Raw genomic sequence first — 952 nt, 5'->3', positions numbered from 1 at the left:
GGAGTGACGCTCGGCGAGTTCCTCGCCAACCCGCTGCAGGGCGAGGCGGACCGCTGGCAGCGGCGGGTCCGCTCGCGAGCCAAGGGCAGCCGGACGTAGACGTCGCGCAGCCTCCAAGCCGCTTGACAGACGGCAATAACTCAATGAGTATTGACTCAATGAATATTGAGGTGAGCTTGGCGCAGCGGGCCCGGGTGCATGCGGCACTCGGGGATCCCGGCCGGCTCGCCATCGTCGACGCGCTCGTGTCCGGAGACGCGGCACCCAGCGAGCTCGCCGGTCGGCTGGGCATCGGCTCGAACCTGGTCGCGCACCACCTCAAGGTCCTGGAGCAGACCGGAGTCGTGCGCCGCGTGCGTTCGGAAGGCGACCGCAGGCGCACCTATGTGACGCTGGTACCCGAGACGCTTGGAAGCCTCCCCATCGGCAGCGAGCACCGGGCGCCCAGGGTCGTGTTCGTCTGCGCGCAGAACTCCGCCCGGTCGCAACTCGCCGCCGCGCTCTGGGGCGTCCGCAGCCCTGTCCCGGCCACGTCCGCCGGCACTCGCCCGGCCTCGCGTATCCACCCCGGCGCCGAGGCCGCGGCTACCCGGCACGGCCTGAAGATACGCTCCCGCAGACCCCGGCACGTCTCAGAGGTCGCTCACGACGACGACCTCATCGTCGCCGTCTGCGATCAGGCCCATGAGGAGCTCGGCGACGGACGTCGGCTGCACTGGTCGATCCCCGATCCCGCACCTGCCGGAACCGACGACGCCTTCGACCAGGCGGTGGACCGGTTGAGCACGCGGGTCGCCCAGCTGGCAGGGACCGTCAGACCATCTTTGACGACTGACAACGGAGACACAGATGACCGAGACACCTCATGACAGCGAACTCACCCTCGAACGCGACCTGGCTCTGCGCGTCGCGGCCGACCGGCTCGCCGGAGAGTTCGACGGCGTGTTCAACG

At 69.4% G+C, this 952-nt stretch carries 1 protein-coding gene; it reads left to right on the top strand.

The features are described from left to right. The first annotated feature begins 158 nt into the window (after nucleotides 1-158). The gene (locus ELR45_RS14105) at nucleotides 159-869 is read left to right on the top strand and encodes an arsenate reductase/protein-tyrosine-phosphatase family protein (protein WP_129666973.1); all 711 of its coding nucleotides are present in this window, start codon (nucleotides 159-161) and stop codon (nucleotides 867-869) included. Nucleotides 870-952 lie beyond the last annotated feature (83 nt).

This window comes from Phytoactinopolyspora endophytica, assembly GCF_004138495.1.
Taxonomy (GTDB): domain Bacteria; phylum Actinomycetota; class Actinomycetes; order Jiangellales; family Jiangellaceae; genus Phytoactinopolyspora; species Phytoactinopolyspora endophytica.
Note: the sequence above shows the minus strand (reverse complement) of the source record. Positions and strands in the feature narration are given on the sequence as shown.

Coding starts and splice junctions, on each gene's coding strand:
- ELR45_RS14105 (WP_129666973.1), top strand. CDS start 159: ATGAATATTGAGGTGAGCTTGGCGCAGCGGGCCCGGGTGCATGCGGCA.